Genomic DNA, 22,135 nt, shown 5'->3' with positions numbered 1-22,135 from the left:
CCGAACCGCCATGTCCGAACCGCCATGTCCGAACCGCCATGTCCGAACCGTCACAGGCTGAACCGAGGGAGAAGCGGCTTGTTCCTCGATCGTCAGGCCGTCCCGGCGCGCCGTCCGGACGCGTCGACGACGAGTTCCCCGTCCTCCTTGCGGAACTCGCCCAGCTGCGGCGGCAGAATGTCGAGAGCAAGCTCGGAAGGACGGCAGAGGCGCACGCCCATCGGCGTAACGACGATGGGACGATTGATCAGGATGGGATGCGCGATCATCGCATCGAGCAGCCGATCGTCGGTGACGGAGGGATCGCCGAGACCGAGATCGTGAAAGGGCGCTTCCTTCTCGCGGACGACGTCGCGCACGCTCACGCCCATTCGGGCGATGAGCTGCCGCAGGAGGAGACGCGTCGGAGGCGTCTTCAGATACTCGATGATGTGGGGCTCGATGCGATGACGGCATTGCGGATCAGGCCCAACGTGTTGCGGGAGGTACCGCATTGAGGATTGTGATAGATGATCACGTCCATGTTCCGTCTCCTGATGAATCCACCAAAGGAAGCCCGATCCGGCATTCCAGGCCGGACGGCGCATAGTTCGCGTCGACGCAGCCGCCGAGTTCGTGCACGATGCTGCGGTCGATGAGGCGCGTTCCGAAGCCTTGGCGTTCGGGCTTCGTCACGGGAGGCCCGCCCTGCTCCCGCCAGTCTATGACAAGCCGGCGCGAACCGGCGGCGGGAGTTTCGACGCGCCAGGCAATCGTGAGGGTTCCGTCGGGAGACGAGAGAGCGCCGTATTTCGTCGCGTTGGTCGCCAGCTCATGGAAGGCCATGCCGAGGCTCAAAGCCTGCTGAGGCCTGAGCTTCACGGGTTCGCCCCGCACCGTGATGCGGCGCTGGTCGTTACCTCCGTGCAGCCGCAATTCGGCCTCGAGCACCTCGTGGAGCGAGGCGCTCTCCCAATAGGTCTGGGTCAGCAGATCGTGAGTGGCGGAAAGCGCCATCAGGCGCGCCATGAAATTGGACCGGAACGCTTCCGGATCGGGGCTGCTACGGATGGTCTGGACCGCAAGGGACTGGACCGTCGCCAGCGTGTTCTTGACCCGGTGATTGAGCTCGTGGATCAGAAGCGACTGGCGTTCTTCGGCCCGCTTGCGCCCGGTGATGTCCAGACAGGCGCCGATCATGTAGAGCGGCGTTCCCTCAGTATCGTGGATGACGCGGCTGCGATCGTAGATCCACCGCTCCTCGCCGCCGGGGAGCCGGGCGCGGAACTCGTACTCGACGGTCCGTCCGTCTTTGAGGGCCTCCGCAATCACACCCGTCGCATAGGCGCGATCGTCCGGGTGAATGAGAGCGGAAAACTCCTCCACGTTCCGCGGCATCTTCCGGACAGGGAGACCGAACACGTTGACCATCGCCGGATCCCATTCGACGACATCCTTCTGGATATCCCAGCGCCACGTGCCCGTGCTCGACGCGTCCAAGGCCGCCAGCAACTTCTCTTGAGCCTCCCCAAGCCGCTGGACTGCGCGCCGCATGGCCGTGGCCACGAGAACCATCAGCAGGGCTCCCAAGGTGAAGAAGAGGACGCTCGTCACGCCGGGCGCCGAAAAGGAACCGAAGCCCAAACCCGGCGCAAAGAAGAAGTACCAGGTCACCGCGATGCTCAAGGCGATGGCCAGCAGCCCGGACCCGAGCCCTCCGACGACCGTTGCCATCAAAACGGCCGGGAACATGGTGATGAAGGGAGCCGTGGGGCCGATGACCGCCGACAGTGCAAGGCGCACACCCGTCGCGACGGCGACACACCCGACCGCGATCCCCATCGCGAGAGGAGAATTGGCCGGGACGGGCTTTGTATAGCGAGTGAGCAAGAAACGAGCTTCTGCGGGAGGAGAAAGGGAGGCTTCTACATAGCGTGCGGGAGCACAAGCGGAAAATGCATTCCTACGGATGACTCCCCCCGTGGTTCCGGTCTTTTCCACGAGGGCCGGTTCTCATTCGGTCGCCCGGTCCGTTCGGAAAGCCGCGTGGCTGGCACATCGCACCCCTTCGTGCACGCTCAGGCCGGTCAGCAGGCTTCGCGAGAGGGCATTGTATTCCCCCTCGGCATTCAGGTGGGAGAAGGAAAGTTCGAGCACCCAGTCCGCCGACAGGGGAACGATGAAGGCCTCGACGGTCATGGGACCGCCCGGGAGATTGGCATCGATCCAGGTCGCGGACCACCGGGTCGCTCCCGGCGACAGGGAAGCCAGGGACACCGATTGCGCGGGACGCCCAAGGAGATTCTCGTAATCCTGCTGCAGCAGCGCCGCATCGCGGCTCGTCAGATCCGGCTGCGGCAGGCCGCGGAGCTCATGCGAGGAACGAAGGCTCACCTGCAATTCCGCATCGGACAGAGCCGATTTCAGGCGCGTGTCCAATCCTCCCGTCATGGAGCGCCATTCCTGCGGCAATACGAATGCGAAACACTGGTCCGGACCGACGGAGCCGGCCACGCGGGTCTGACGCGCCTGAGGATCGAACCGCACCTGGATCTCGTCCGCCGGATGGGCAGAGGTCTCCACCCGGGTCTTTGCGGCATACGCGTCCGGAATCCCGGAGAGCACCACGGCCAGAACCGCAGCTCCAGAAAGCAGCGCAAGCTTCTTGCCCACGTCAAGCTTCTTGCCCATGTCCCGATGATCCTCAATTTTCGTCCTGAAGGTAGCAACGCCCGAGAACTGCGCAGGTTGCCTGTCGAGGCGTGGCCTTGAGTTGCCCGCCGATGGCCCTACCTCGCTCAGGAGCCGAACGAATCTGGGAGAGAGCACATGTGGGCTTTGGTGCGCGCCTCGGTCATTGCAACCCTTCTTCTTGCAGCGGGACAGGCCTTCGCGGCGACCTGCCGCGATCCCGCAGGTTTCGAAAAGTGGCTCGGCGACATCGAGCGGGAAGCCGTCGCGCGAGGCATCTCGCCCCAAGCGGTCAGGCAAGGCCTGTCGGGTGTGACATTCGATCAAAGCATCATCAACCGGGATCGTGGTCAGGGTGTGTTCAAGCAGAGTTTTGCACAGTTTGCCGGGCGCATGGTGTCCCCTGCCCGCCTGAAAGGCGGCGCCGCCATGCTGAAGAGACATGCGGGCACGCTCTCGCAAATCGAACAGCGCTATGGCGTGCCGGCGCCCATCCTCGTCGCGATCTGGGGATTGGAGACCGATTTCGGTGCGGTGAGGGGCAAGCTCCCCGTCATCCGCTCCGTCGCGACCCTGGCCTATGATTGCCGCCGTTCGGAATTCTTCCAGGCGCATCTCTTCGATGCCTTGCGCATCGTCGACCGGGGCGATCTGACGCCCGACGAGATGCGGGGCGCCTGGGCGGGCGAGATGGGACAGACGCAGTTCATGCCCTCGAACTACGTGAGGTACGGCGTCGATTTCGATGGCGACGGACGCGCCGACCTGCTCCACAGCCCTGCCGATGTGCTGGCCTCGACGGCGAATTACCTGAAGGCGCACGGCTGGGCGCGAGGCGGCGACTGGTCGCCGGGCACGCCGAATTTCGAAGCCATCCGCGCCTGGAACAAGTCGCAAGTCTACTCGCAGACCATTGCCTATTACGCCACCAAGCTCGCGGGCGGAGACACGTCCGCCTTCCAGGGGCAGTAGGCCCTCTCCAATAAGAAAGGGCGGGACGCCGGTGCCCGCCCTTTCGTCCTCACGGATGAGGCTCGCGATCAGCCCCGTGCGCGGGCGCGGATCATGAAGGTGTCGTAGGCGTATTCGGCCACCTGGAACCAGAGATACTCCTCGCCGCGGAAAGCCTTGTAGCTCTCGTAGATCTTCTTGAAGTCCGGGTTCTTGGCCGAAATATCGTCATAGATCTCGTTGGCGGCCTTATAGGCGGCTTCCATGATCTCCTGCGAGAACGGACGAAGCTGCGCGCCGTTGCCGATGAGGTTGCGCAGGCCCGCCGGATTCTTGGCGTCGTACTTGGCCTGCGTATCCACGTTCACGTAGCCCGCAGCGGCCTGGATGGCGGCCTGGTAGGGCTTCGGCAGCTCCTTCCATTTCTGCAGGTTGATGAACATGTGGATCGCCGGCCCGCCTTCCCAGAAGCCCGGATAGTAGTAGAATGGCGCCACCTTGTTCAGGCCGAGCTTGTCGTCGTCGTAGGGCGCCACCCACTCGGCGGCGTCGATGGTGCCGCGCTCGAGCGACGGGTAGAGGTCGCCGCCCGCGATCTGCTGCGGAATGACGCCGAGCTTCGCCACGATCTGACCGGCGAGACCCGCGATACGCATCTTGAGGCCCTTGAGATCCTCGACGGTCTTGATCTCCTTGCGGAACCAGCCGCCCATCTGCGCACCGGTATTGCCGGCCGGGAGAGCGTAGAGATTGTGCTTCGCATAGAACTCGTTGAGCAGCTCGTTGCCGCCGCCGTGATAGAGCCAGGCATTGGTCTGACGGGAGTTCAGGCCGAAGGGCAGATTGGTGCCGATCGCGAAGGTCGGGTCCTTGCCGACATAGTAGTAGGAGCAGGTGTGGCCCATCTCGACCGTGCCTGCCGCGATCGCATCGGCCGCCTGCGGAGCGCCGACGATCTCGCCCGGCGCGAAGGGCTGGATCTGGAACTTGCCGTCCGTCGCCTCGGCCACGAGCTTCGCGAAGGTCTCGCCGCCGCCGAACAGCGTGTCGAGAGATTTGGGGAAGGCGGAGGTCATGCGCCAGCGGATCTCGGGAGCCGATTGCGCGATAGCCGGTTTGGCGATGGTTCCGGCAGCCGCGCCGATGGCGGCTGCCTGAAGGAATGCACGGCGTTTCATGGCGTCTCTTTCACGAAAGAAGATTTCACCGCGCCGTCGAGACATAAAGTTTCAACCCGGCCCAGTGAAATGTAAAAAAGGAGACACCCTCATAAGGCCCCGGCGAGCAGAAAGTACTGCCCTGAAAGCAAGGGCCTCATGCGTATGGCGCATATGCTCCCTGCGCGGAGCGCCGTCCCAAGCGCATCGTGCGAAAAAGTGGCCCCGGTTTTTCGCAAGAACGATGCGCTCTTTCCAGGAAGGGAGCATCGGGCTCGTCCCAGAAGTGCAAATCCACTTTCGGGTCCGACACTTTAGCTTAAAGGATAAGCTGACCCGCGCTCCAGGCCAGAAGCAGGAGGATGATGAAGACGAGCAGGAAAAGGCCGAACAGGATCTTGGCGATCGTCTTGGCTCCGGAGGCAACGCCCGTGAATCCCAACGCTCCCGCGATCAGAGACACCACGAGAAAGATCAGCGCCCATTTCAGCATCGTCGAAGCCTCGTCGTTTACGGTTCAGCTTGACATATAAGCGCTCAGCGTGGCGCGGGTTCCCTTCGTGTCCGGATCCGCCCCCCGGGCCCGTCTCACATCACGACGGTCACCTTGTCGGCGGCGCGGGTCAGGCCCGTATAGAGCCACCGGCTGCGATGCTCCCGGAAGGCATAGGATTCGTCGAAGAGCACGAGGTCGTCCCATTGCGAGCCTTGGGCCTTGTGGACGGTCAGCGCATAGCCGTAGGTGAACTCGTCGGATTCGCGCCTCAGGGCGAACGGCACCTCCTCCTCGGTCCCTTCGAAGAAGGCCTTGTGAACGGCCACCTCCACGGATCTGCGGCGAGCATCGTCGTCGGGCACCACGTCCATGCGGATGAAGTCGTTGCGGATGCCGCGCAGGGCGTGGATGCTCCACGTGCCGCCGTTGAGCAGGCCCTTGGTCTTGTCGTTGCGCAGGCAGACGAGCTTCTCGCCCGCGGCCGGCATCGGATCGCGATAGCCGTTCAGCTCGCGCAGACGCGTGTTGTAGAGGCGGCGCGTCTTGTTGAGGCCCACGAGAACCTGGTCGGCCGCCATGACCGTGCCGGCATCGATCTCGCGACGGCGGATGATGCGGCTCGCGCCATAGGTCCCGGGTTCGAGCCTGCCGCCTTCCCGCACCTTCATGGACAGGTGGACGATCGGGTTGTCCTTGGCCTGGCGATGCACCTCCGTCAGCATCACGTCCGGCTCGGCTTCCGTGAAGAAGCCTCCGCCCTTCACCGGGGGCAACTGCGCCGGATCGCCGAGCACGAGGACCGGCTTGCCGAAGGACAGAAGATCGCGCCCCAGCTCCTCGTCGACCATGGAGCATTCGTCGATCACGATGAGGTCGGACTTGGCGGCCTGGCTCTGCCGGTTGATGACGAATTGCGGCCCGTTTTCATCCCCCTCCCGGGAGCGATAGATCATGGAGTGGATGGTGGAGGCATCCGCGCAGCCCTTGTTGCGCAGCACGAGCGCCGCCTTGCCCGTATAGGCGCCGAAGGTCACCTCTCCGTCGACGCCTTCCGCGACGTGACGCGCAAGCGTCGTCTTGCCGGTGCCCGCATAACCGAAGAGACGGAACACGGGACGATCGCCGCGCCGCAGCCAATCGGCGACGGCCTTCAAAGCGGCATCCTGCTGGGGCGACCAGGTCATGACGATTTCGCCTCGCGGTTCAGATTGTAGAGCAGGCCGACGATGATGCAGGCGCTGCCGAGAAACACATAAGGATCGAGCGGCTCACCATAGAGCTCCCAGCCGACGAAGGCGATCAGGGGAATGCGCATGAAGTCGAGCGGCACGACCATGCTCGCATCGCCGCGGCGATAGGCGTTGGTCAGGCAGTAATGCGACAGCAGACCGCCCAGGCAGATGCCGGCGAGCGGCAGGATATGAGCAGGCGTGACCGCGAGCCAGAAGGCGCGACCGACACCGGCGAGGTTCATGGGCAGCTGCAGAAGGTTCATGAAGAAGAGGATCGAAAAAGTGCTCTCGGTTCGGGTCAGGCGCTTCGTCATGATGGCGACGAGCGCGAACGAGAAGGCGACGCCCAACATCAGAAAACTGGCCGGCTGCAAGGTTTCCAGGCCGGGGCGAAGGATGACGAGAACACCCGCGAAACCCAGGACCACGGCCACGAAACGCCCCTTGGTCATCCGCTCCTGAAGCAGCGGGATCGCCAGCAGCGCGACCCAAGCGGGCGACGTGAATTCGAGCGCGAAGACGGTCGCCAGCGGCAGAAGCGTGAGGCTGAAGGTCCAGCCGTCGGTCCCCGCGAAATGCAGGACGTTGCGCGCGAGATGGAGCGGAAAGCGGCGCGGTTTGAGTCCGCCTCTCAGGTCCGGTTTGATCCCTGCGAGGGCGAGCAGGATCACGACGCCCGCGAGGTTGCGGACCGCCAGAATTTCGAAGACCGAGAAATCCGGCGCGAGCGCGCGCACCGCGACGGCCGTTGCGGAGAAGGCGAGGAGTGCGCCGGTCATCCAGGCGACGACGGCAATGAGATGGCGATGAGACAAGGCGAACCATGGAGAGCTGATGGAGGCTCCCTCGCTTACCGCGCCGCGCGCACCGCGTGAAGGGTCGAGCGGGAGTCAGGTTGCCGCGTCTGCGCCGCGCACGTATTGCGCCGCTCGCTTCCGCGTCCTCTCCTCTCGCAACGTCAGGGCGAACACGGGGTGATTCTCTGCGCACATGACGCATCGCCGCGCATCGTCACCGCCTCAGCGATGCACTTTTTTGCGCCATCCGACGAAAAAATTTTCACCCTCGATAACCACCGTCGCGACAGCTCGCCGACGCGATCCTCCCACGTCTTCGAAAGAAGCGTTCCGCTTGCGCGGACGATGCCGCGGAGGCGTGAAGATGCCGACCACATCACCTTTAAGTCGTTGATTTCATTTCTCTTTAAAGTAGCGATCAGAACTAGTCTGTTAGATCCGAAGTGATCTTGAAGAGTCGAAAGAAGAGAGGCTTCGAGTCGGATCGCGCGCCTTCTATCGCCTGCTGGGCGCGCAAGTTCAGGGTGCTCTCGCGACCTAAGTATCCACAGAAAAAGTACGGATTCTACTTTCTACACTTTCCGTTAATCGGAACCCGCTTGGTATAACGACGTTGCCTTGCAAGCGTGACGGTTGCACGCGAAGGCCCTTGAAGGAGGCGGCTATGCCGACAGACAACAAGAACCCGCTGACAGCGTTGTTCACGGGTGACACCGGTGCGACCAGCACCACGAAGAAAAGCGGAGCCAAGAGAGGCTCCAAGACCACCGCGAAGAAGGCCAGCGCGAAGAAGGCCAGCACCTCCTCGGCTCGCAAGAGCACGAAGAAGGCCGGCACGACGGGCGCTGCCAAGAAGACGGCAGCCAAGAAGACCTCGACGAGGTCGGCTGCGAAGTCTTCTGCCACGAAGACCGCTGCCAAGAAGACCACGGCCAAGAAGACCGCGGCCAAGAGGACTTCGGCCAAGTCGGCCGTGAAGTCTTCGGCCAAGAAGACCGTGGCCAAGAAGTCCACCGCGAAGAAGACCGCTGCGAAGAAGACCTCGGCGAAGTCGGCTCCCAAGTCGGCCGCCAAGAAGTCGACCGCTCGCACGTCGACGGCTCGCAAGACCACCGCTCGCGCCACGACGGCCCGTTCGGCTCCGGCTCGCAAGTCCGCTGCCCGCGGCACGGCGAAGTCCACGGCCCGCAGCACGGCGAAGTCCTCCGCCAAGAAGGCCGCCCCCAAGACGACGAAGCGCGCAGCCGCCGCGTCCAGCCGCACTTCCGCGACGAAGAAGTCCGGCAAGGTGGCCAAGCGTTCGACGAGCGCCCGCAAGAGCCCCTCGAAGGCTCGCAAGCGCTAAGCCAAGCAGCCCCATGCGTCGGGAGAGGGGTCTCCTCGCCGCCCGACGCAGAGGCATAAAAATCGCCCGGTGAAAGCCGGGCGATTTTTCTTATGGGACGCTCACTCTCGAATTCAGCGCCCGGTGCTCATGGGATCGCTGTCGCCCCAATAGGGCGTGGCATTGTAGTAGCGGTGGACGTGTTCCTCCCACTCCCGGTCGTAGGAGGCATCATGCCCTTCGGCGGTCCGGCGCGGAGCCCCGCGCAGCTGATCTTCCGACAGATTGAGCTCATAGGCGTCGAGCTCGACGTTGTATTTCAGAACGCTCCAGGGCAGCGTATAGTACTCCTCGCCCAGCCCCATGAAACCGCCGAAGCTCATGACGGCATAGGCGACCTTGCCGGACCGCTTCTCGATCATCACGCGCTCGATCGTTCCGATCTTCTCGCCATCCGAGCGGCGCACCGGGGTCCCTTCCACCTTGTCGCTGGCGATCAGGTTATGGGTTTCGCGGACGTCACTGCTTTGTACCGTCGTCTCCATTCTCTCGCTCCCTTCATCGGTAAGGTCTAAAGGCAACGCTGCCGCACAGAAGCCGTTCCGGTTGGCGACCCTGCGCTTTTCCAAGGCGCTTTTCCAAGCACAGCAAGGCTTTGAGCCTCTCTCGTCACGGCCTTGCTCGTCACGGCCGCGCTCGTCACAACGACCCATGTCCGTCATGCCGGCATGAACGATGATCGCGGCGGGAATGAACCGGAAGCGGCGACCGCTTTCGGCATCCGCGAACGGCCCGCTCCCTCAAGCGCTGCCATAGGAACCCCGCCAACACCCTCACGTTGACCTTCGCTTTGCCCCAGGACAACGAAGGAGATTGCCATGCCCGTTCGCCAGAAGCCGGTCGAGGAGCAAGTGATCGTCATCACGGGCGCGTCCAGCGGCATCGGCCTCGCGACAGCGCACCACTTCGCATCGCGCGGCGCCAAGGGCCTCGTCCTGGCAGCCCGCAACGAGGAGGCGCTGCGCAAGGTCGCCGATGAACTCGGCCGCAACGGCACCCGCGCCGTCGCAGTGCCGGCGGATGTGAGCAAGCGCGAGGATCTCGAGCGGATCTCCCGCACCGCCATCGACACGTTCGGCGGGTTCGACACCTGGGTGAACGATGCGGCAGTCGCTCTCTACGGGGCCGTCGACAAGATCCCCCTGGACGATCAGCGGCAGCTCTTCGAGGTGAATTACTGGGGCGTGGTCAACGGCTCGCTGATCGCGGCGGAGCACCTGCGCGATCGCGGCGGCACCATCATCAATGTCGGCAGCGTCCTGTCCGAGCGCACCATGATCCTGCAGACGCCATACTCGGCGTCGAAACATGCCGTGAAGGCCTTCACCGACGGACTGCGCATGGAGCTGGAGGATCAGGGCGCGCCGATCGCGGTGACCCTCATCAAGCCCTCCTCCATCGACACTCCCTACGTGGAGCATGCCCGCAACTATCTCGACAAGGAGGCAGCCGTTCCCCCTCCGACCTACGATCCCCGCCTGGTCGCCAAGGCGATCGTCTTCGCGTCGGAGCACCAGCGGCGTGAACTCACCATCGGCTTCGGCGGCTGGATGATCGGCGCCATGGGCAATGTCGCGCCGCGCCTGCTCGACAAGGCCATGGAGGCGACGGGCTACGGTTCCCAGACTACCAATCAACCCGAGCGCCGTCGGATGCGCGACAACCTTTATCGCGCGCGCGAGGACGGCGACATGTATTCGTCCCTGCCCGGCGAGCCGCGCAAGACGAGCCTGCTGCTCGAAGCGCAGCTACACCCCTTCGCGACGGCGGCCGTTCTGGCCGGCGCGGCCGCGGCGGTGGCAAGTCTCGTGCTTGCGCCTTTTGCACCTTTCACGGGCGGCATGCGCCGCACGCCGCGCGCCAAGCGACCGATGCCGCGCTACCAGCCGACCATGCGGCGCACCGGCAACGGCCACGACAAGCGCACCCTGGGGCCCGGCCATATCAGCCAGCGCGCCCTCGGCGAAGGCCGGCCGCAGCCGCGTCACTGATCCCGGCAGCGAAAGCGCGGCGCTTCGATCGACCGCAATCACCGGCGCGAGACCGGTGATTGCGGGGGAGGCGCTTCAAGAGACGCTTCCCACGGCAAATCCCATGACACGTCCGATGACACGTCCCATGACACGCCCCATGACACGTCCCATGACATGTCCCATGGCGCATCGGTCGCGCCGAAGCCAGATCCATTTTCTCAGCATGATGCGTTAGCCTCCCCGCATGAACCCGATTCGCTCTCTCGCATTCACCGCGGCGCTCGTCCTCGGGGCCTCGGGCCTCGCTCACGGTGCCTTCGCCCAGGACAAGGGCACGCTTTCCCCGAAGCCGCTGCCCGCGCTCGCCAACCCCGACGATCCGAAGCTCGCCGCCAAGGAACTGTTCGGGCGCAGCACGGCCCCGGCCTCTCTTCAGTCCGAGTCCATCGGCAGCTATGCGCGCGGCTGCATGGCCGGGGCCGCCATGCTCCCGGTCGATGGGGCGACCTGGCAGGTGATGCGCCTGTCCCGCAACCGCAACTGGGGTCATCCGCGGCTCGTCGCGCTTCTGCAGCGCCTCTCTGCGCACGTGCCCGACGTCAACGGATGGCCCGGCCTTCTCGTCGGCGACATGTCACAGCCGCGCGGCGGGCCGATGATCACGGGCCATGCCTCCCACCAGATCGGTCTCGATGCGGATGTGTGGCTCACCCCCATGCCCGATCGTCGCCTGTCGCGGGTCGAGCGGGAGGAGATGTCCGCCACCAATGTCGTGCGCGGCGACTGGCTCGACGTGGATCCGGCGACCTGGACGCCGCAGCACACGGCCCTCATCCGGGCGGCCGCGAAAGAGAAGGACGTCGCGCGGGTCTTCGTGAACCCGGCCATCAAGAAAGCGCTGTGCCGCGAGGCCGGGGAGGATCGGGGATGGCTGAGAAAGGTGCGCCCCACTTGGGGCCACAACTACCATTTCCACATCCGGATCGCCTGTCCGGCCGGAGACGCCGCCTGTTCCGATCAGGATCCGCCGCCGAGCGGCGACGGATGCGGCGCGGATCTCGCCGCTTGGTTCACGCCGGAGATGCTGCATCCGAAGCCCGGCAAGCCGCGCCCGCCCCTGACGATGGCGCAGCTCCCCGAGGAGTGCCGCCGCGTCCTTGCGGCGCCCTGACGGGCGCCCGGAGGCGCTCGCCCTTGCCCGGGCTTCCGTCCTATTCGGCCGCGACGCCGGTGCCGATCTGGCAGGACACGCCGGTGCCGCCGAGGCCGCAATAGCCGTTCGGGTTCTTCGCCAGATATTGCTGGTGATAATCCTCGGCGAAGTAGAACGGCCCGGCATCCAGGATTTCGGTGGTGGGAGGGCCGTAGCCGCGCTCCGCGAGAGCCTCCGCGTAGGCCGCCTTCGAGGCTTCGGCGGCCCTGCGCTGGGCGTCGTCGAAGACATAGATCCCCGAGCGGTACTGCGTGCCCACATCGTTGCCCTGGCGCATGCTCTGGGTCGGATCGTGGTTCTCCCAGAAGGTCTTCAGAAGCGCCTCGTAGGACGTCTTCTTCGGATCGAAGACGACGAGCACCACCTCGTTGTGCCCGGTCATGCCGGTGCACACTTCCTCATAGGTGGGATTGGGCGTGATGCCGGCGGAATAGCCCGCGGCCGTCACCCAGATGCCGTCTCCCATCTGCCAGAACTTGCGCTCGGCGCCCCAGAAGCAGCCGAGCCCGAACAGCGCCCTCTGCATCCCCTCGGGATAGGGCGGCTTCAGGGGATGGCCGTTGATGAAATGGGTTTCGGCGGTGGGAATCTCGGTGGGGCGGCCCGGCAGGGCCTCATCGGGCGCGGGAAGATCGAGGGGTTTGCGGAAGCGGAACATGGAGACCTCTCCTGTGACCCGCCTTATGTAGGCCTTCCCCGGCCCTGACGGGAGGGGCTTGGTCCCTCCCCTTGCCGCGAACCCGCGTCAGCGGCCCGCGAAATGTCCGATCGGCTCGAGCGGCTTCTGGCCGAGCCAGAGGAGCAGAACGCCGACGACGAAGCCTGTGACCGAGGCGGGAAGCTGGAGCAGCTGGCTCACGACGGGATCCCACAGCCACGGATAGGTGCGCGCGGCCACCTGCCCCTCGAAGCCTGCCGCGCCGTCCGGGAACAGGGTTCCCGCAGCGCCCGAGATGGAAACGAAGGAGATCGTGTGATTGACGATGGATCGCGTTCCATCGATCACCAAGCCGATGAAGCCGGCCGCAACCAATAGAAGCCCCACACTACGCGCCAGGAATTTCACAAGAGCCCCCCTAAACAGAGGGAACTATCTAGAGCGTTTTTTAGGTGCCGCAAAGTCACCCTGCAGAAACTTTCTTCACTTCGGTCTTGCCATCGGGACCGTTTTGGAGCTACAGGAGCGCTCCGCAGAGATGCAGGGAACTCGCCGGTTCGCACAGAGTGCGAACAAGGTTTCGCCTTCGGGAGAGTTCCACGTCGGAGGGGTGGCCGAGTGGTTGAAGGCGCACGCCTGGAAAGTGTGTATACGGGAAACCGTATCGCGGGTTCGAATCCCGCTCCCTCCGCCATTTACATCTGCTATTTGCTTACTTTTCTTGGTTTTTGAGGCAGAGCCGAAACCAGTCTCTCATCGCACCCCACATTTTTGAGTGGACTGCACCGGAGCTTTTCGGAGCTAGGGCGACAGTTTGCGCGCGATACCGCGATAATCTGTCCTGTGGACTGGCTATGAGCGCGCGCCCCGGGAGCAACTTCTATCTCGCAGAGGAACACCGGCAACGGGCTATCGCACCCCGCTTGGTCCTTTGAGTTGTCGTTCTGATAGGACTTGGAGCTGGGCTGATCGTACGCCGGTTCGCGCTCTGATTGACTCCGGCACGCCCATTCGTTTGTAATTATATTACCGTTAGCGGTTCACCTCGGGCTGGCTTGCGCGGAACGACGGAGACGCTGGTCACGCGAGGATCAGCTCAGGATCCTGAGCGAGTGGGGCGCAGAGGGCGCGAGTGCTTCTGAGGTGGCCCGGCGCCATGATGTCACCCTCCAGCCTCTCTACCAGTGGCGGCGGGAATTGCGCCGCAGCCGACTGACCGCAACAGAACATCCGACCCTCGTGCCCGTACAGGTCTCGAACGATCCGGCAACGGCCATTCCTGTCGTCGGCCGTCTTGGCGATCGGTCATTCTAAAGCTGGATGTGGCGAATTCCCTTGGTTTGCGCTTCATCCAGCGCGTCTTCGTATCCCGCATCCGCATAGCGCATGACTCCGAGCGCGGTATCGTTCGTCAACGCATGGGCGAGACGCTCATCGGCGGCGGGAGTCCCGTCGGCCACGAGGGTTACGCCAGCGGAGGTCATATAGCCTGCATACCCGCCTCCTCCCGAATGAACGACAACAAGGTCCGCCATCGATGAGCACAGCATCATGGCGTCGATGAGCGGCCAGTCGGCGATGGCATCGGAGCCGTCCTTCATGCGTTCGGTCATGATATTGGGATGCGCCATGGCGCCCGAATCGAGGTGATCGCGCGAGAACGCGACAGGACCCGACAGGTCGCCGCGCGCGACCATGGCGTTGGCGGCCCGCGCCACTTCCGTGCGCTGGTTATGGCCGAGCCAGGCGATGCGCGCTGGCAGTCCTTCGAAGGGCACATTCTCTCGGGCTAGCCCGATCCAATTGGTGACGATGTGGTTGTCGGGAAACCGCTCCAGGACAAGATCGTCGATCTTACGGATGTCGTCCGGATCACCGGACAGCGCCATCCATCGGAATGGACCGATGGCGCGACAGAAGAGCGGTCGCAGGTAGGCTTCCGTGAAGATCGGAATGTCGAAGGCGTTCTCCACGCCTCCATCGCGGGCATGGGTGCGGATGAGATTGCCGTTATCGAAAACGACCGCTCCCTTCTTTTGAAAGCCGAGCATTGCACGAACGTGGCGGACGATGGACGCCCTGCTCTCGGCCATGAGACGCGACGGGTCCGCCTTGCGTAAGCCCCTTACCTCATCGAGCGTGAAGCCTGCCGGCACATAGCCGTAGACGAGATCGTGCGCGGCGGTCTGATCGGTCACGATATCGGGCACGATGCCGCGCCGCTCGATCTCGGGATAGATGTCCGCCGCGTTGCCGACGAGAGCGATGGAAGCGGGTTCACGTGCCTTCACGGCACGGTCGATCATCGCGAGGGCCGTGTCGAGATCGGGCGCAATCTCGTCCACGTAGCCGATCTCCTTGCGCTTTCGGGCGCGCTCGGGGTCCACATCGACGGCAAGGATCGCGGCATTCGCCATGCGGCCCGCGAGAGGCTGGGCGCCGCCCATGCCGCCGAGGCCCGCAGTGAGGATGAAACGACCGCGCAGGTCTCCACCGAAATGCCTCTCGGCAATGCGCATGAAGATCTCATACGTGCCCTGAATGACGCCCTGGCTGCCGATATATTGCCATGCCCCGGCAGTCAGACCGCCCCAGCAGATCAGGCCCTTTTCCTGAAGATCGTAAAAAACCTCGGCCTTCGCCCATTGCCCGACGATGTTGCAATTCGCCATGATGACGAGCGGCGCCTTGGCATGCGTCCTGATCAGGCCGATCGGCTTGCCGGATTGGATGAGAAGCGTCTCGTCCTCCTCCATCGTCGTCAGCGCCGACACGATGGCCTGATGCGCGGCCCAGTTGCGGGCAGCCTTCCCCAGCGCCGCATAGACGACGAGATTGTCCGGGTCTTCACCGACGGACAGGACGTTCTCGAGCAGACGCAAGAGACCCTCCTGCCTCCACCCCTTGGCGCGAAGTGTCGGACCGCCGGGAATGGGATAGCGCATGTGGCGCTGAACGGAACGGGCATAGGGTGTTCTGGCGGTCATCGTCAGATCTCTTTGGCTCCATCGAGCGCATAGCCGGCAAGGTCGATTCCCATGGCCTTCTCGACCGGCGGATAGACGCTCGGGTCCAACACGCTGGCGGAGAGCGGGATGCGCGTCTTCGGCACATGCAGAACAAGCACCTTCATGCCGACCTTCAGCTGACCGACGCTCAAAGGTTCCCCGTTCGGATCGAGTGTCGTGATCACGTCCGGGAAAGTCGCCAGACGTTTCCCGTCCGCATCCCCGACTGCCATATACTCGTTCATGACGTGGAGTTTGCACGCACCCGCACCCTCCCCGATGGTGACGGTGCCGATGTCGAAGGCCTCCTTGGTGTAGACGACGTCCATGGATGCGATCACACCTTCGACGAGGATCGATCCATGCGTCGTCCGGCAAATGGCGTCGATCACTGCGGAAGATCCCTTCTTCTCCGCCGCAATGATCGCCTCGCCCAGCGCAAGCGCCATGGAGATGCCGCCGAGCGCCGCGTGCGTCTTCACGTAGGAAGCGCGCACGGGATTGCGGCAGGAGGCGATGAAGCCGCCCGACATGTCGGACGCCGTGCGCAGGATCGGCGAGACCTTGGCCGTCGCTCCCTTGACCACGAGCTCGATGTAGCGGTTGTCGGCGCGGTTGCCGCCCACGGCCGTCTGGATCATCGGCTCGGGCGAACCTGCCAGGCCGATGGAGCCCATGTCACCGGTCGGATGCGCCCGGATATCGCCGACGGCATCGACCACCTTGGTGCCGAGAATAGCGGAAGGGAGCCAGGCATTGAGAGTCGACGAACGGCCGTTCTGACCGACGATGAGGCCGGAAACGTTCTGCCCGAGCTCCCTTTCCAGAAGCTGCACGGCTTTCACGTAATCGACACCCTGCATCTCCCAGGCGGTGAGACCCGCCGGCGCTCCGATGGCGGCAGCCGTGGCGATCCAGTCGTCCGGCTTCAGCTCGTCGACCGAGACCAGCTCCGGCTTGCCGATCGACACGGCGGCACGCCCCAGCATGCGCCCATGATCCGCCCATCCGCCACCGCCAGCCGCATAGACCGATCCGCCTCGCACGGCGGCTTCCACATCCTTCTCGGTGAGGATACGTCCCATCCTGCCCTCTATATCCGGTTTGAGTGTTGATCGATCGACCGCACGGCTTCGAAGAGCACGGCTGCTCCCAGCGCCAATTCCGAAGGTTCGGTCCATTCATCCGGTGTGTGCGAGCGTCCGTTGCGGCTCGGCACGAAGATCATGGCGGCGGGCGCAATCTTGGCGAACCACGCCATGTCGTGCCCTGCCCCGGATGCCATTCGTCGATGCACGGCACCCACCCTGTCGCAGGCTTCCTCCAGGTAACGCATGAGAGCGGGATCTGCCGGCGTCGGCTCGTTATCCGAGACGAGTCTCGGCGGAGCGACGGCGACATTCCATTCCGATGCGACGACCTTGCAGGCACCCGTCAGAAACGTCGTGAAGCTCTCCAACGTGGACCTTTGCTCCGCACGGGCGTCGATGAGCATCACGGCCCTGGAGGGAACCACATTCGCGGCGTTCGGTTCGATGCGCATCTCGCCGACCGTAGCGGCGAAGTGCCCCCGCCCGGCGCTGGAAAGGTTTGCGGCATGATTCCTGATCCTCAACGTGAGATCGGCCGCCGCAACGAGCGCATCGGCGCGACCGATCATGGGAAAGGTGCCCGCATGATCGGCGCGTCCGTCGACGACGATCTCGTAGCGGGTGATCCCGGCAATGGCCGTCACGATGCCGATATCGCGGCCCTCCGTTTCGAGAACCGGGCCCTGCTCGATATGGAGCTCAAGATAGGCAACGATGTCGTCCCGCTTGGCGCCCGACAGCTTGTGCGGGTCGCCTCCCATGCGGCGAAGGCCTTCCGACAATGTCTCTCCCGCATCGTCGACACGCACGAGCGCCGCATCGTCGAGCCTTCCCGCGATGCTGCGGCTTCCGATGCAGGAGAGGCCGTAGGGGCTCACTTCCTCGGCAAGACAATCGATCACCTCCAGATCGTGTTCAAGCTCGATACCGGCATCGGCCAAGGCACGAACGATCTCCAGCCCTGCAGCAACGCCCGCCACGCCGTCAAAGCGCCCGCCTTCGGGCACCGTATCGGTGTGGGAGCCGATGACGATCGTACGCCTTCCCGGACCGCGCCCCGGTTTTCTGCCGATCAGGTTCCCTGCCGCATCGAGACGGGCCTCGAGCCCGGCCGAGCGCATGCGCTGCTCGAGCCAGGAGCGCCCTTCGAGAAAGCGCGACGAAAAGGCCCGCCGCGTCCATCGACGCTCCGGATCGGTCATGGCGGCAAGGGCCATGAGGTCCGCCCAGAGCCGCTCGCCATTGATCGGCAGGTTCGTTGCCACGGGTTACGCCGCCACCGGATGAGAGAGAGGCGGCTTTACGAACCGGCCCATCCCAGGTTCTGCGAGCACGCGGGTGCCGTTAAAAGCATGTCTGCCGCGCAGCCAGGTTCCGCTCACGCGCCAGGGGAGGCGCATCCCCTCATAGGGGCTCCAACCCACCACGTTGTGGCCGCTCGCCGAAGCGTCGTAGACATAAGATTCCGGCGTCATGACACAGATATCCGCATGACGCCCGGGCGTGAGCGCGCCCTTCACATGGTCGATGCGGAAGTGCCGCGCAGGGTTGAGCGCCATGAGCCTTGCGGCCCAGGTGAGCGGGATTCCGCGCTCCAAAGCGCCTTTGACGAAAAGCGGCATCATGACCTCGAGGCCCGGAACGCCGGAAGCATTGTCGAGCATGTTCGGCTTCGTCTTGCGATCTTCCGACCAACTCACATGATCGGTCGAGACAAGCGTCACGTTTCCTGCCGCGACATGCCGCCAAAGCGCCTCGACCTCGGCGCGCGGTCGAACGGGCGGGTTGATCTTCGCCTTTCCGCCGAGCCGCCTGACGTCGTTCTCCTCGTCGAGAACGAGATAATGGATGCAGGCCTCGATGGTGGCCTGGTGTCCCGCGCTCCGGTAGCTCGCCGCAAGCTCGTAGCCACGTCCGAGGGAGCAATGGACGATGTGAGCCGGACATCCCGTGCCCGCGCCGATTTCATAGACCTCGGCGGTCGCCAGCAATTCAGTGATCGGAGGACGTGACAAACCATGCGCCCGCCAGTCGGTCGGGCCGGAATCCTTCACGCGCGCCATGTAGGCGTCGACCATTTCATGGTTCTCGTTGTGCACTCCGGCGGCAAGGCCCGTCGGCGCGATGGCCTCGAAACACGCCGTCATCAGGGCGGGCGAGATGCGCGGAAAGCGCCTCGGGTCAGTCCCGAAGGTCGAGAACTTGAAGGAGGCCACGCCCGCCTCGACCATTTCCCGGATGCGGACAGGTCCCTCCTCGGGATCGATGGTGCCGTAAAGGGCCACGTCGACGCGCGCCGTCCTTTCCGCATGGTCGGCCTTGCGGCGTACGGCTGCGGCCGAACAGATGAGTTCCCCTTCGTCGTACGGCATGTCGACGATCGTGGTGACCCCGCCGGCGGCCGCGGAGCGGGTCGACCAGATAAAATCCTCCTGGTTTCTTTGCGAGAGGGAGTGAACTTGCGCGTCGATCGCTCCCGGCAGGATCATCGCGCCCTTCAGAAGGTGGCGCTCCCGGGCGGACGGCGCCGCGCCCTGTCCGACGAGGGCAATCGCCTCGCCGGAAACGGCCACGAAGCCATTCTCCACAATGCGGTCGGGAAGCACGACCGTGCCCGCGAGCACAAGATCGAAATCGCTCATGAATGGTCTCCGGTGGAGAAAGCGGTGCCGAGCACCCGCGACGCCCGACGCTCCAGAATCTGCAAGCCGTCGTAAAGCAGGACGGCCATGAGGCCCACGACCATCCCGCCCTGGAGAATATACGCCGTATTGCTGGAGAGAAGCCCGGCGACGATGACTTCGCCAAGGCCCTTCGCTGCAACCGTCGAGCCGATGGTGGCCGTGCCCAGATTGATGACGGCCGATACGCGCACCCCTTCCAGGATGACGGGCGTCGCGAGGGGCAGTTCGACCTGCCAGAGGCTCTGCCTCTCGCTCATTCCCACGCCGCGCGCGGCATCGAGGACCGGGGCAGGCACCTGCAGCAGGCCGGAGATGGTGTTCTCCAGGATCGGCAGGAGGCCGTATAGGAACAGCGCGATCAAGGTCGGCGCCTCGCCGAAGCCGACGGCGGGCACGGCCATCGCCAGCACGGCAACCGGCGGGAAGGTCTGGCCGATATTCGCGATCGACCGGGAGAGCGGCATGAACTCCCGTCCGAACGGACGCGTAACGAAGATGCCGAGCGAAACAGCGAAGATCGTGCTGACGATGACGGCCGTGCAGACGGTAGAAAGATGAGCCAGCGCGAGGCTCAGAAGATTGTCCTGGGAATAGATCGCCGGCTGCCCGAACTCGGTGAGAGGCGCGAAGACAGGCTCGAACGCCACCGGAGCGACGAGGAACGCGAGCAGGAGCGCCAGACCGCCCAGGCGGAGCAGGACAGGAAGGACCTTCATGCCGGCGCCTTTCCCAGGCGGAGCATCGAGGCAATGCTGACGCTGCCGAGAACGGTACCGCCGGAATTCACGACAGGCGCCGCGTCGCGCCCCGCCCAGACGAGATCGGAAATGGCATCCCGCAAGGACGTGTCCGCAGCGAGCGGCAGGCCGTCCATCACGCCCGGCTCCACCGCATCCGATATCTTCATCATGCTCAGAAGCCGGAATGGGCGATCCGCCATGCCCACGAGGCGCTGGACGAAATCGTTGGCCGGCTTGGCCAGAATATCGACGGGACGCGCATCCTGCAGGATGCGCCCCCGATCCATTACGGCAATACGGTCGCCGAGATGAAACGCCTCTTCCATGTCGTGGGTGACGACGATGACCGTAATTCCGAAACGGCGCTGGATCTCCAGAAGATCGTCCTGCGCCTTGCTGCGAATGATCGGGTCGAGCGCTCCGAACGGTTCGTCCATCAGCAGCAGGGACGGCTCGGCCGCCAACGCACGCGCCACGCCGATGCGCTGCTGCTGGCCTCCCGAGAGCTGATGCGGATACTTGCCGGCGAAGGCAATGGGGTCGAGCTGGAAGAGATGGAGCAATTCCTCGATGCGCAGCGCGATGCGCGCTTTGTCCCACCCGAGAAGACGCGGAACGATGGCGATATTCTCGGCCACGGTTCTGTGCGGAAAGAGGCCGTGCCCTTGGATCACGTATCCGATACGCCGGCGCAGCTCATGAGCGGGAAGATCGGTGTTGAGCTCTCCATCGATGCGGATGAGGCCCGAGCTCGGTTCCACGAGCCTGTTGATCATGCGCATCAACGTCGACTTGCCGGAGCCCGACGTTCCGACGATGGCGGTGATCGTTCCTGCATCGACCCTCATGGATACATCGTCCACGACAGGCATGCCGTCATAGCTCTTCGTCAGGCGCTCGATCTCGATCATGAGTGCGTTCCCCGCATGAAGTCGGTCAGCGCGTCAAGAATAATGGCGGCTGAGAAGGCAAGGCCTACGGTCGGCAGGGCGCCCAGAAGCACGAGATCCATCGCGGTTTGCCCGATGCCTTGAAAAATGAACGTTCCAAATCCCCCGCCGCCGATGAGGCCGGCAATCGCCGCAAGACCAATGGCTTGGACAAGCACGATCCGGACACCGGTCAGAATGGTGGGAAAGGCGAGCGGCAGTTCCACATCAAACAGCAATTGGCGGGCCGTGAGTCCCATGCCCCGCGCCGCGTCCACCGTCGAACGCGGCACCTGCGACAAGCCGATCGCCGTATTCGCCACGATGGGAAGGAGGGCATAGAGGAAGAGCGCCGCGATAGCCGGCGCGGCTCCGATGCCTCGAATGCCCAAGGCCGCCGCGAACGGAACCTGCGCGGCGATGAAGCCCAGAACCGGCATGAGGATACCGAAGAGCGCAATCGACGGAATGGTCTGAATGATGTTGAGGACTTGCAAGGTCGCCGCGCGCAGCCTTGGCGCGCGATAACACAGAATACCGAGGGGAATTCCGGCAAGCGTTGCACTGCCGAGAGCGCTCAGGGCGAGAACGATATGCGCCTGCGACTCTCGCCAGAAAACATCCGCCCGGTTGGCGTATTCGCGCAGGACGGAAAGCTGATCCCAGATCCCCGACCACAGCAGGAGGGAGATCACAGCCAGAGCGAGCGCAAGAGCGCCGATCCTCACCCAAGGCTCCGGCCGCATCCGCGCCAGGGCATCGGTGGCGAGGAGCACAAGGCCGAACAGGATCAGCCACACGCCGCTGCCGGGTGAGACCCGTGCAAATGTATTGTCCACTGGCGTGATGAACCCTGCACCTTGGCCGACAGCGAGAGCAAGGACCAGAAGCACCGAAACGGCGCCGTAAAGACGAAGCTTTGAAGACCGGACGACGACGGCACAGAACGCAACGATTCCGAGAAGCACCAGAAGAATTGCCGCCTTCCCGGCCGGCAGCGACTCGATGATGGAGCGAGGTGAACCCGAAACGATCCGATTGGCGCGATAGATGAGAAAAGGGAGGCCCATCGAACCGACGGCGATCATCACCGCGACAAGAATGCCGAGCTTGTCGATGCCGCGCTTTGCCGTGAGTGCGAATTCGATCATG

Annotated in this window: 22 protein-coding genes and 1 tRNA gene; 5 read left to right on the top strand and 18 right to left on the bottom strand. The window is 64.1% G+C overall.

Annotated elements, in window-relative coordinates; translation table 11 throughout:
• Positions 1 to 92: 92 nt before the first annotated feature.
• The 3 genes from RE429_RS04515 to RE429_RS04505 form a co-directional block, all read right to left on the bottom strand.
• On the bottom strand, positions 93 to 587 hold the full coding sequence (locus RE429_RS04515; protein WP_414473171.1) for an ArsC/Spx/MgsR family protein: 495 nt from the start codon (positions 585 to 587) through the stop codon (positions 93 to 95).
• Complete coding sequence (locus RE429_RS04510) at positions 514 to 1,869, bottom strand: sensor histidine kinase (protein ID WP_414473170.1); 1,356 nt, start codon at positions 1,867 to 1,869, stop codon at positions 514 to 516. Before RE429_RS04510 ends, RE429_RS04515 begins: the two co-directional genes overlap by 74 nt.
• A gap of 123 nt (positions 1,870 to 1,992) precedes the next feature.
• A complete protein-coding gene (locus RE429_RS04505; RefSeq protein ID WP_414473169.1) occupies positions 1,993 to 2,670 on the bottom strand; it encodes a hypothetical protein in 678 nt (225 codons plus the stop codon).
• Positions 2,671 to 2,808: 138 nt separating this feature from the next.
• Between RE429_RS04505 and RE429_RS04500 the strand changes: the two genes are divergently transcribed.
• Positions 2,809 to 3,642, top strand: a complete 834-nt coding sequence (locus RE429_RS04500; RefSeq protein ID WP_414473168.1) for a lytic murein transglycosylase — start codon at positions 2,809 to 2,811, stop codon at positions 3,640 to 3,642.
• A gap of 68 nt (positions 3,643 to 3,710) precedes the next feature.
• Here RE429_RS04500 and RE429_RS04495 read toward each other — a convergent pair whose 3' ends face one another.
• The 6 genes from RE429_RS04495 to RE429_RS04470 form a co-directional block, all read right to left on the bottom strand.
• Positions 3,711 to 4,799, bottom strand: coding sequence for a TRAP transporter substrate-binding protein (locus RE429_RS04495; RefSeq protein WP_414473167.1), 1,089 nt, complete (start codon positions 4,797 to 4,799; stop codon positions 3,711 to 3,713).
• A gap of 298 nt (positions 4,800 to 5,097) precedes the next feature.
• On the bottom strand, positions 5,098 to 5,271 hold the full coding sequence (locus RE429_RS04490) for a DUF1328 domain-containing protein (RefSeq protein WP_370436162.1): 174 nt from the start codon (positions 5,269 to 5,271) through the stop codon (positions 5,098 to 5,100).
• 95 nt (positions 5,272 to 5,366) lie between these two features.
• Complete coding sequence (locus tag RE429_RS04485) at positions 5,367 to 6,458, bottom strand: ATP-dependent DNA helicase (RefSeq protein ID WP_414473166.1); 1,092 nt, start codon at positions 6,456 to 6,458, stop codon at positions 5,367 to 5,369.
• Entirely contained in the window at positions 6,455 to 7,321 is an 867-nt protein-coding gene (locus tag RE429_RS04480) for a DMT family transporter (RefSeq protein WP_414473165.1), read from the bottom strand. Before RE429_RS04480 ends, RE429_RS04485 begins: the two co-directional genes overlap by 4 nt.
• 519 nt (positions 7,322 to 7,840) lie before the next feature.
• A complete protein-coding gene (locus RE429_RS04475) occupies positions 7,841 to 8,620 on the bottom strand; it encodes a hypothetical protein (RefSeq protein ID WP_414473164.1) in 780 nt (259 codons plus the stop codon).
• Between the two features lie 141 nt (positions 8,621 to 8,761).
• Positions 8,762 to 9,172 carry a PRC-barrel domain-containing protein gene (locus RE429_RS04470; RefSeq protein ID WP_370436158.1) on the bottom strand — a complete coding sequence of 137 codons (411 nt, stop codon included), beginning with the start codon at positions 9,170 to 9,172 and terminating at the stop codon, positions 8,762 to 8,764.
• Between the two features lie 333 nt (positions 9,173 to 9,505).
• On the opposite strand from RE429_RS04470, the gene RE429_RS04465 reads away from it, so the two are divergent.
• A complete protein-coding gene (locus tag RE429_RS04465; protein WP_414473163.1) occupies positions 9,506 to 10,678 on the top strand; it encodes an SDR family oxidoreductase in 1,173 nt (390 codons plus the stop codon).
• Between the two features lie 226 nt (positions 10,679 to 10,904).
• Positions 10,905 to 11,831 (top strand): penicillin-insensitive murein endopeptidase, encoded by a 927-nt coding sequence (mepA, locus tag RE429_RS04460; protein WP_414473162.1) that lies wholly within the window; start codon positions 10,905 to 10,907, stop codon positions 11,829 to 11,831.
• Positions 11,832 to 11,871: 40 nt separating this feature from the next.
• Here the strand turns inward: mepA and msrA are convergent, their stop codons facing one another.
• Both msrA and RE429_RS04450 read right to left on the bottom strand, forming a co-directional pair.
• Positions 11,872 to 12,531, bottom strand: coding sequence for a peptide-methionine (S)-S-oxide reductase MsrA (gene msrA / locus RE429_RS04455; RefSeq protein ID WP_414473161.1), 660 nt, complete (start codon positions 12,529 to 12,531; stop codon positions 11,872 to 11,874).
• An 87-nt stretch (positions 12,532 to 12,618) separates the two neighbouring features.
• The gene (locus RE429_RS04450; protein ID WP_414473160.1) at positions 12,619 to 12,939 is read right to left on the bottom strand and encodes a PetM family of cytochrome b6f complex subunit 7; all 321 of its coding nucleotides are present in this window, start codon (positions 12,937 to 12,939) and stop codon (positions 12,619 to 12,621) included.
• 196 nt (positions 12,940 to 13,135) lie between these two features.
• Here RE429_RS04450 and RE429_RS04445 point away from each other — a divergent pair.
• Together RE429_RS04445 and RE429_RS04440 are read left to right on the top strand one after the other, a co-directional pair.
• Positions 13,136 to 13,225, top strand: a tRNA-Ser gene (locus RE429_RS04445).
• 326 nt (positions 13,226 to 13,551) lie between these two features.
• A complete protein-coding gene (locus tag RE429_RS04440; RefSeq protein WP_414474120.1) occupies positions 13,552 to 13,845 on the top strand; it encodes a transposase in 294 nt (97 codons plus the stop codon).
• Here RE429_RS04440 and RE429_RS04435 read toward each other — a convergent pair.
• The 7 genes from RE429_RS04435 to RE429_RS04405 are packed head-to-tail and all read right to left on the bottom strand — an operon-like array spanning position 13,842 to position 22,134.
• Positions 13,842 to 15,518, bottom strand: a complete 1,677-nt coding sequence (locus RE429_RS04435; RefSeq protein ID WP_414473159.1) for a urocanate hydratase — start codon at positions 15,516 to 15,518, stop codon at positions 13,842 to 13,844. The two genes, RE429_RS04440 and RE429_RS04435, sit on opposite strands and share 4 nt — an antisense overlap.
• 2 nt (positions 15,519 to 15,520) lie before the next feature.
• Positions 15,521 to 16,624: a DUF917 domain-containing protein gene (locus RE429_RS04430; RefSeq protein WP_414473158.1), complete on the bottom strand. Its 1,104-nt coding sequence runs from the start codon at positions 16,622 to 16,624 to the stop codon at positions 15,521 to 15,523.
• Positions 16,625 to 16,632: 8 nt separating this feature from the next.
• Positions 16,633 to 17,895 carry a Zn-dependent hydrolase gene (locus RE429_RS04425; protein ID WP_414473157.1) on the bottom strand — a complete coding sequence of 421 codons (1,263 nt, stop codon included), beginning with the start codon at positions 17,893 to 17,895 and terminating at the stop codon, positions 16,633 to 16,635.
• A 3-nt stretch (positions 17,896 to 17,898) separates the two neighbouring features.
• Entirely contained in the window at positions 17,899 to 19,272 is a 1,374-nt protein-coding gene (locus RE429_RS04420; protein ID WP_414473156.1) for a dihydroorotase, read from the bottom strand.
• The gene (locus tag RE429_RS04415; RefSeq protein WP_414473155.1) at positions 19,269 to 20,030 is read right to left on the bottom strand and encodes an ABC transporter permease; all 762 of its coding nucleotides are present in this window, start codon (positions 20,028 to 20,030) and stop codon (positions 19,269 to 19,271) included. The genes RE429_RS04420 and RE429_RS04415 overlap by 4 nt, the downstream gene beginning before the upstream one ends.
• Positions 20,027 to 20,965, bottom strand: a complete 939-nt coding sequence (locus tag RE429_RS04410) for an ABC transporter ATP-binding protein (RefSeq protein ID WP_414473154.1) — start codon at positions 20,963 to 20,965, stop codon at positions 20,027 to 20,029. The genes RE429_RS04415 and RE429_RS04410 overlap by 4 nt, the downstream gene beginning before the upstream one ends.
• On the bottom strand, positions 20,962 to 22,134 hold the full coding sequence (locus tag RE429_RS04405) for an ABC transporter permease (protein ID WP_414473153.1): 1,173 nt from the start codon (positions 22,132 to 22,134) through the stop codon (positions 20,962 to 20,964). The genes RE429_RS04410 and RE429_RS04405 overlap by 4 nt, the downstream gene beginning before the upstream one ends.
• Position 22,135: the final 1 nt, after the last annotated feature.

The organism is Microvirga sp. M2 (assembly GCF_047497095.1).
Classification (GTDB): domain Bacteria; phylum Pseudomonadota; class Alphaproteobacteria; order Rhizobiales; family Beijerinckiaceae; genus Microvirga.
The sequence above is the reverse complement of the archived record's forward strand: the minus strand, read 5'-3'. Positions and strand labels throughout refer to the sequence as shown.

What these genes read in the sequence shown, in the direction of transcription:
- RE429_RS04495 (WP_414473167.1), bottom strand. Translation starts at nt 4,799, where the DNA reads ATGAAACGCCGTGCATTCCTTCAGGCAGCCGCCATCGGCGCGGCTGCC.
- RE429_RS04515 (WP_414473171.1), bottom strand. Translation starts at nt 587, where the DNA reads ATGCGCCGTCCGGCCTGGAATGCCGGATCGGGCTTCCTTTGGTGGATT.
- RE429_RS04435 (WP_414473159.1), bottom strand. Translation starts at nt 15,518, where the DNA reads ATGACCGCCAGAACACCCTATGCCCGTTCCGTTCAGCGCCACATGCGC.
- RE429_RS04420 (WP_414473156.1), bottom strand. Translation starts at nt 19,272, where the DNA reads ATGAGCGATTTCGATCTTGTGCTCGCGGGCACGGTCGTGCTTCCCGAC.
- RE429_RS04500 (WP_414473168.1), top strand. Translation starts at nt 2,809, where the DNA reads ATGTGGGCTTTGGTGCGCGCCTCGGTCATTGCAACCCTTCTTCTTGCA.
- RE429_RS04490 (WP_370436162.1), bottom strand. Translation starts at nt 5,271, where the DNA reads ATGCTGAAATGGGCGCTGATCTTTCTCGTGGTGTCTCTGATCGCGGGA.
- RE429_RS04470 (WP_370436158.1), bottom strand. Translation starts at nt 9,172, where the DNA reads ATGGAGACGACGGTACAAAGCAGTGACGTCCGCGAAACCCATAACCTG.
- RE429_RS04505 (WP_414473169.1), bottom strand. Translation starts at nt 2,670, where the DNA reads ATGGGCAAGAAGCTTGACGTGGGCAAGAAGCTTGCGCTGCTTTCTGGA.
- RE429_RS04430 (WP_414473158.1), bottom strand. Translation starts at nt 16,624, where the DNA reads ATGGGACGTATCCTCACCGAGAAGGATGTGGAAGCCGCCGTGCGAGGC.
- RE429_RS04465 (WP_414473163.1), top strand. Translation starts at nt 9,506, where the DNA reads ATGCCCGTTCGCCAGAAGCCGGTCGAGGAGCAAGTGATCGTCATCACG.
- RE429_RS04485 (WP_414473166.1), bottom strand. Translation starts at nt 6,458, where the DNA reads ATGACCTGGTCGCCCCAGCAGGATGCCGCTTTGAAGGCCGTCGCCGAT.
- RE429_RS04410 (WP_414473154.1), bottom strand. Translation starts at nt 20,965, where the DNA reads ATGATCGAGATCGAGCGCCTGACGAAGAGCTATGACGGCATGCCTGTC.
- mepA (WP_414473162.1), top strand. Translation starts at nt 10,905, where the DNA reads ATGAACCCGATTCGCTCTCTCGCATTCACCGCGGCGCTCGTCCTCGGG.
- RE429_RS04415 (WP_414473155.1), bottom strand. Translation starts at nt 20,030, where the DNA reads ATGAAGGTCCTTCCTGTCCTGCTCCGCCTGGGCGGTCTGGCGCTCCTG.
- msrA (WP_414473161.1), bottom strand. Translation starts at nt 12,531, where the DNA reads ATGTTCCGCTTCCGCAAACCCCTCGATCTTCCCGCGCCCGATGAGGCC.
- RE429_RS04405 (WP_414473153.1), bottom strand. Translation starts at nt 22,134, where the DNA reads ATGATCGAATTCGCACTCACGGCAAAGCGCGGCATCGACAAGCTCGGC.